The organism is Dysgonomonas reticulitermitis (genome assembly GCF_054601275.1).
Genome location: NZ_BAAHWU010000020.1, coordinates 49,360 through 56,484, shown reverse-complemented (window position 1 = coordinate 56,484; position 7,125 = coordinate 49,360). Strand labels below are relative to the sequence as shown.

Below are 7,125 nucleotides of genomic sequence, written 5' to 3'. Positions count from 1 at the left end.
ATAATGGCATACAGCTTCACTCCAACAATATTATTTTCATCGCTTTCAAAGATCGCCTCTACCTGTTCGGTAGTGTAATTCTTTAGTTGTTTTACCTTACGTCCCATTGTCTTTCTGTTTAATCAGTGAGACTACAAAGATATAACTTATTTGGGTAATTTAATAATATAATTTATATAATATTATCAAGAAAGCTATTATTACTTGTTTAGCATATATCTGTATTACTATACGTGTAGATTGTCAGTCTTTGATATAGCTGAGAAATGAAATCATTTGAAACAAAATATGGCTTAAATAGCTGACTCTGATATTAGAATAAGTTTCATTATTTTTCTTTGCATTTCAATAGTTGTGTGCAAATTGTGTGTACGTATAAAAAGAAAAGAGAGCTAGATTTTAATCTAACTCTCTGATTTTGAACTGTCGGGATACCAGGATTCGAACCTGGGACCCCCTGCTCCCAAAGCAGGTGCGCTAACCGGACTGCGCTACATCCCGTTTTTGCTTATAGCGGTGCAAAGGTATGATATTTTTTTATATTTCAAAATAAAAATTCTGAATTTTTATTACACATCGCATCTTTAGCCAAATTCTTCAAACTGTTCCTGATATAAAGAGTAATACTTACCCTTCTGTGCTATAAGCTCTTGGTGACTTCCCTGTTCGATAATTCGCCCATGATCTAACACTAAGATTCTATTGGCATTGCGTACAGTAGATAATCTGTGGGCTATGATCAAGCTTGTGCGCCCTTCCATCAACTGATCCAGACCTTTCTGAATAAGCAATTCGCTGCGGGTATCTATATTACTCGTTGCCTCATCCAATAACAATATGGGCGGATCAGCAACCGCTGCACGGGCTATATTCAACAATTGCCGCTGTCCTTGACTAAGGTTAGCCCCGTCATTCTCCAGCAAAGTATTATATCCCTGAGGCAAGCGTTTAATAAAAGAGTGCGCCGCAGTTAATTTTGCAGCTTGTACTACCTCTTCGTCTGTAGCGTCAAGCCGTCCGAAACGGATATTCTCACACACCGTACCTGTAAACAGATGCGTGTCCTGTAAAACAATAGCCATAGACCTGCGTAAGCTCTCCCTTTTTATTCTCTGTATCGGATATCCGTCTATTGTTATTTCGCCCGATTTAATATCAAAGAAACGGGGTAACATGTTTAGTATAGTCGTTTTTCCGGCTCCGGTTTCCCCTACCAATGCGATCTTTACTCCCGGCCTGGCATGAAGCGACACTCCTTTAAGGATTAACTTTTCGGGTTTATATCCAAAATAAACATCCTTCATTTCCACATCACCTTTTACATTCGTCAAAGCAATAGCCTTTACAACATCTTCTTGCTCAGGTTCTTCATCTATTATATGGAAAATACGTTCCGCACCCGCAATAGCTGCCTGAATACTATTATAAAGACTGGCCAGTTCATTGATTGGACGGCCAAACTGGCGGGAATATTGAAGAAAAGCGGCCAATCCACCAACATCAAATCCTCTCAGAATGGCTAACAGAGCCCCTACAATAGTAATTATTACATAATTCAGCGTATTCAGATTTTGCATTACGGGCATCATCATACCCGAATAGAACTGGGCTTTTTGGGATTTATCTTTTAAATTCTGATTTAACTTATCGAAATCAGCCTCGACTTTATTTTCGTGCCCGAATACTTTAATCACTTTCTGCCCGCTGATCATTTCTTCGGCATACCCGTTGGTTTCACCCAGAATATCTTGTTGAGCTTTAAAATACTTCCGGCTACGTGAAACAATTCCCTTAGCGCTAAGGAACATTACAGGAACTGTTATCAAAGTAGCCAAAGTCAATATAGGACTGATATATATCATCAGACAGAAAATACCGGCAAGCATCAATGCGCTCGAAAGCATATCCGACAAGCTGTCAGTCAAAGCATTACTGACCTGATCAATATCGTTTGTGTAACGGCTCATCAAGTCCCCGTGCTGATGCGTATCGAAATATTTGAGAGGCAACCGTTCCATTTTCCGGAACATATCGGTACGCATGCGCGTTACGGTGCGCTGGCCTATTTTGTTTAGCAGCCTATATTGCACATAAGTAGCCACTATACCCACAAGATAAATAGCTGCCAAAAGAAGGAGTATTTTTATTAAACCGCTATAATCGCCCGGAATAATATAATCATTAATAATCGGACGGATCATATACGAACCCAACAAACCCGATATAACACTAACTATAATTAAAAAGCCTATCACAGATAAAAGCATCTTGTCACACGCCAGGTATGCTATTAATCTCAGGAAAGTTTTCCGCCCTGTCACCGGCTTTCCGTCGGCCTTATATTTATCTCCGTGTGCCATATTAAAAGACCATTTGTTGTGAGTTGTATATTTCTTTATATACCTCCGATTTTTCTAATAATTCGGAAGGCTTACCGATAGCATCTATCTCCCCGTCTTCGAGTACAATGACTCTGTCGGCCGATTGCATCGTATTTATCCGTTGGGTAATTATAAATACCGTCGTACCGCTTAAAAATTCGCTCATTCCCTTACGTATCTTCAACTCTGTTTCAGAATCTACGGCGCTGGTGCTATCATCCAGAATCATGATCTTTGGTTTTCTCAGTAAGGCGCGGGCTATACATATCCGCTGTTTCTGCCCTCCCGACACATTAATACCTCCACGTCCAAGCAAAGTATCATACCCATCGGTAAAAGACATGATGAAGCCGTGAGCCTGGGCGACCTGAGTTGCTTCTACTATTTCCCTCATCGTAGCGTCAGGCTTACCCCAGCGAAGATTTTCTATAATAGTCCCTGTAAACAGTTCATTCTTTTGAAGCACTACCCCTACTTTGGCATGCAATTCTTCGAGGCTATAGTCTTTGACATTTACCCCATCTATTGTTATTTCTCCTGACGAAACATCATACAAACGAGGAATTAATTGAAGCATGGATGTCTTAGCCGAACCTGTCGCCCCCACAACAGCGATGGTTTCCCCTCTACGAACATGGAAACTGATATTCTTTAGCACATCGCTTTCGCCTCCGCTATATCTGAAAGAAACATTCTGAAAGGAGACCTCACCGTCTGTTATAATATGCCGTCCAGATAAACCTTGAGGCGTATTCGCAAGAGACGGCACTATATTTAAGACTTCAAGAATACGCTCAGACGAAGCAGACGCACGTGCGATATTCATAATCACCATCGATAGCAACATCAGAGCCATCAACACCTGCATCAGATAATTCACAAAAGAAATCAGCTCCCCTACTTTCAGATCGCCGGCTATAACTTTGTCTCCGCCTATCCACAGTATAATAATGACAGAAACGTTCATTATCAATTGCATAACCGGAAATATAGACACTACTATATTAGATGCGCTGATAACCATATCGCGCAGCTCCTCACTGCTTTTTTCAAATCGTTTCGATTCAAAATCTTCTCTGACAAAGGATTTCACCACACGTATATTTATCAGATTTTCACGGACAACACCATTCAGCTTGTCTAATTTTTGTTGCACCTTCACAAAAAGAGGAACCCCCTTTCTAAATATCAAATAGACGCTTGCACCCAATACCGGAATAGCGCCCACAAGAATCAAGGCTAAACCGGTATTAATCTTTATGACAAAGAACACTGCCATTACAAGCATAAGCGGGGATCGTAATATAAGACGCATAGACATCAGCACAACTTGCTGAATACGGGATATATCATTTGTCAGACGGGTAATAAGCGAAGCTGAATTGAACCGGTCTATTTCGGCAAAAGACAATTGCTGTATTTTGTTGAATAGTACACTTCGCAGGTCTGTACCAAAACCAATGGCAGCACGGGAAGAGACATATGTATTTATAATGCTGACTATCAACCCTAAAACAGAGATAGCAATCATATAAACGCCCAATTCCGTTATCACAGACATATCTTTAGGCATAACCCCATTATCAATGATCTTGGCCATAAACCAAGGCTGTATTGTCTCACACGATACATAAATCAGAACCAGGAAAGGGCTGAGAAGAAGGCTGAATTTATATTTCTTAAGTATTTGCCAATATAATTTCATTCACAAGATTTTAAACCTTTATAATTTTTTTATTTAGAAGCCACGCTGTCGCATAGCCTCAAAGGTAAGAACGGCCGTAGAAACAGATACATTCAACGAATCTATTTTACCACGCATGGGAATTTTGATACGAGCGTCAGAGTTTCTTAACCAAAAGCCGGTCAATCCATCAGCTTCCGTACCCATTATAATCGCGGAAGGTGTTGTATAGTCTGTATCCTGATACCATTGCGATGCCTGTAATTCGGCAGCGAATGATTTTATATGTTTTTCATGCAGAAAGGCCAAAGCCTCCTGCGAAGTACAAACAGCCGTCTGAACGGTAAACAAGCACCCTACACTGGAGCGTATAACATTAGGATTGTATATATCCGTCGCAGGATCGCAGATTATAACAGCATCTACTTGCGCAGCATCCGCCGTGCGGAGAATTGCACCAAGATTGCCGGGTTTTTCCACAGCCTCCAGAATTATTATGAACGGATTACCGGATAGCTTTATATCCGACAAACCATGATCTTTGGGTTTCGCCAAGACCAACAATCCGTCCGATCCCTCGCGATAAGCTATTTTTTCAAAGACAGAAGCAGACACTTCGAACGTCTTATGTTCGGAAATAGTATCCAATACATCGGGATAATTTGTTTTTTCAAACAATTCCGGACAGACAAAAACAGAATCAATCTCATAACCGGCCGCAAGTACAAGACTCATTTCCCGCGCCCCTTCAAAAAAGAACAAATTCTGATCTCTCCTCTCCTTACTTTTAGAAAGCCTGACAATATTTTTTATCCTCGGGTTCTGTAAGCTAGTTATTTTTTCCATCTTCGACCAATTATACTCAAACACAAAAGTAGATATTAAGTTGGATAATAATTATTTTATAGAACTTAAAAGTAAATAGGGCAACCGCATCAAAACTTATTTCTTTTTCTGGATTGCTTCACTTCGTTCGCAATGACGGGAATTTTATCTTTTGCCCCCCCTTCGTTCCACTCGGGATGACAGCAGAATATAGCAGGGTAAAGTGGAGAACTTAACAGCCCTGCGTCATTGCGAGGGCTTGTCCCGAAGCAATCCAGCTTAATGTTTTATTTTTTTTAAACCGTATGTATCTATTGAATAGATGATTAACTCTTTGATGCTATTTTGATGCGGTTGCCCTAAAAAGTAAAGGATAGTATGTTGACTTATCATTATATTTTTTAACTTTGCGAGGCTATTCGCATACGAAATTAAAATTTAAAATCTGAAGATAGATTGATAATGAATATATTAGAATTGAGCGAGCAGGAAGTTATTCGCAGACAAAGTTTAGAAGAGCTAAGAGCCTTAGGCATAGAGCCGTATCCGGCTGCATTGTATGAAGTAAATGCATATTCGAAAGAAATAAAAGATAACTTTGTCGATGATGCGGATAAGCGCTATGTGATTATAGCCGGCCGCATTATGAGCCGCCGTATAATGGGAAAGGCTTCTTTTGTTGAATTACAAGATACAGAAGGCAGGATTCAGGTATATATATCCCGCGACGATCTTTGTCCGGAAGAGAATAAAGATTTATACAATGTTGTTTTCAAAAAATTGCTCGATATAGGTGACTTTATCGGTATAAAAGGATTTGTATTCCGCACTCAAATGGGTGAAATATCTGTCCATGCCGAAGAACTGGCTGTTTTAGGGAAATCACTTCGCCCGCTGCCTGTGGTAAAGGTTAAGGATGGAGTAACCTATGACGGATTCACCGATCCTGAGCAACGTTATCGCCAGCGCTATGTAGACCTGATTGTGAACGACGGGGTCAAGGATGTATTCGTTAAAAGGACTAAAGTTTTCAACTCGATGCGTGAATACCTTAACGGGTACGGATACATTGAAGTTGATACTCCTGTTCTTCAGAGCATACCCGGAGGGGCGACAGCCCGTCCGTTTACTACCCATCACAATGCTTTGGATATTCCATTATACTTGCGTATTGCTAACGAATTATACCTGAAACGCCTTATTGTTGGCGGTTTTGATGGCGTTTACGAATTTTCTCGTAACTTCCGTAACGAAGGGATGGACCGTACCCACAATCCGGAATTTACCGTTATGGAATTTTATGCGGCTTACAAGGATTACAACTGGATGATGGATTTCACCGAAAAGATGCTTGAAAAAATCTGTATGGATGTTCATGGAACAACAAAAGTGAAAATGGGCAATAATGTGATCGACTATAAAGCGCCTTATGCCCGTGTTACGATGATAGATTCCATCAAGCACTTTACAGGTGTTGATATAAGCGGTATGAATGAAGATCAGCTTCGTGACGCTTGCGACCGATTAGGAATTGAGCAAGACAAAACGATGGGTAAAGGTAAGTTGATAGATGCTATCTTTGGCGAAAAGTGTGAGGGGAACTATATTCAACCTACATTTATTATCGATTACCCGGTTGAAATGTCTCCTCTTACCAAAAAGCACCGTAACAATCCGGAACTGACAGAGCGTTTCGAATTGATGGTTAACGGAAAAGAATTGGCAAATGCATACTCAGAATTGAATGACCCGATAGACCAACGCGCCCGTTTCGAAGATCAGTTGAAGTTGTCAGAAAAAGGGGACGACGAAGCGATGTTTATCGATCAGGATTTCCTTCGTGCATTGGAATACGGTATGCCTCCTACAAGCGGTATCGGTATCGGTATGGATCGTTTGGTGATGTTTATGACAGGACAGGAAAGTATACAGGAAGTATTGTTTTTCCCTCAGATGCGTCCCGAAAAGGTTGCAAAAAAAGATCCGGTAGCTAAATATGTGGAGTTGGGCGTTGCCGAAGAACTTGTCCCTGTTTTGCAAAAAGCAGGATACCTGACTGTAGAAGGAATGAAGGAAGTAAATCCTCAGAAGATCAGACAGGATCTGGGGGATATAAACAAAAAACATAAATTGGAACTGACATTGCCGTCAGTCGAAGTTATTGAAGGTTGGCTAAAAAATTAGCAAATTAGCAAATTAGCAAATTAAGAAAATGGAGAAATACAATTTTCAAAT

The 7,125-nt window shown here is 40.4% G+C and carries 4 protein-coding genes and 1 tRNA gene; 1 reads left to right on the top strand and 4 read right to left on the bottom strand.

Translation table 11 applies throughout. From position 1 onward, the window contains the following. Positions 1–426 precede the first annotated feature (426 nt). From ACYPZI_RS09135 to ACYPZI_RS09120, 4 genes are all read right to left on the bottom strand, one after another. Positions 427–501 (bottom strand) — tRNA-Pro (locus ACYPZI_RS09135). An 83-nt stretch (positions 502–584) separates the two neighbouring features. Beyond that, positions 585–2,360 carry an ABC transporter ATP-binding protein gene (locus ACYPZI_RS09130; RefSeq protein ID WP_459600816.1) on the bottom strand — a complete coding sequence of 592 codons (1,776 nt, stop codon included), beginning with the start codon at positions 2,358–2,360 and terminating at the stop codon, positions 585–587. 1 nt (position 2,361) lies between these two features. Then, positions 2,362–4,086 carry an ABC transporter ATP-binding protein gene (locus ACYPZI_RS09125; RefSeq protein ID WP_459600814.1) on the bottom strand — a complete coding sequence of 575 codons (1,725 nt, stop codon included), beginning with the start codon at positions 4,084–4,086 and terminating at the stop codon, positions 2,362–2,364. Positions 4,087–4,119: 33 nt separating this feature from the next. Further along, a complete protein-coding gene (locus ACYPZI_RS09120; RefSeq protein WP_459600812.1) occupies positions 4,120–4,911 on the bottom strand; it encodes a TrmH family RNA methyltransferase in 792 nt (263 codons plus the stop codon). 441 nt (positions 4,912–5,352) lie between these two features. Here ACYPZI_RS09120 and lysS point away from each other — a divergent pair, with 441 nt between their 5' ends. Next, positions 5,353–7,074 (top strand): lysine--tRNA ligase, encoded by a 1,722-nt coding sequence (gene lysS, locus ACYPZI_RS09115; RefSeq protein WP_459600810.1) that lies wholly within the window; start codon positions 5,353–5,355, stop codon positions 7,072–7,074. Positions 7,075–7,125: the final 51 nt, after the last annotated feature.

Excerpts from the sequence above, each read along its gene's own strand:
- ACYPZI_RS09130 (WP_459600816.1), bottom strand. The coding sequence starts at position 2,360 with ATGGCACACGGAGATAAATATAAGGCCGACGGAAAGCCGGTGACAGGG.
- ACYPZI_RS09125 (WP_459600814.1), bottom strand. The coding sequence starts at position 4,086 with ATGAAATTATATTGGCAAATACTTAAGAAATATAAATTCAGCCTTCTT.
- ACYPZI_RS09120 (WP_459600812.1), bottom strand. The coding sequence starts at position 4,911 with ATGGAAAAAATAACTAGCTTACAGAACCCGAGGATAAAAAATATTGTC.
- lysS (WP_459600810.1), top strand. The coding sequence starts at position 5,353 with ATGAATATATTAGAATTGAGCGAGCAGGAAGTTATTCGCAGACAAAGT.